A 305-nucleotide genomic window follows, 5' to 3' on the forward strand; every position below is an offset into this window, starting at 1 on the left:
TATCACATCGTGGTACGCATCGACCGGGAACGGGCCTCGGAGTGGTCGATAGAGGAGGTCCTGAAACGCTGGACGGCGCTCTTCACCGGGCCGCTACTGGTGACGCGGTATCTCTCTGAGTCGCGAGCGAAAATGACCCAGACGGAGATTGCTAAGGTTGAGGAACTTGCCGCGGTCTATCGGGAGCGGTTACACGATTTGTCCTGGTTCATGCGTACCCTCAACGAACACATCGCCCGCCGGGCCAATGCGGAGGATGGGGTGAAGGGGCGTTTTTGGGAGGGCCGTTTCAAGAGCCAGGCGTT

General features: G+C 59.7%; 1 pseudogene. It reads left to right on the forward strand.

Features of this window, described 5'->3' with window-relative positions:
• Positions 1-305: pseudogene (locus BQ17_RS21245) on the forward strand (transposase); the annotation flags it as partial.

It is taken from the genome of Candidatus Thiosymbion oneisti (assembly GCF_900092655.1).
Taxonomy (GTDB): domain Bacteria; phylum Pseudomonadota; class Gammaproteobacteria; order Chromatiales; family Chromatiaceae; genus Thiosymbion; species Thiosymbion oneisti.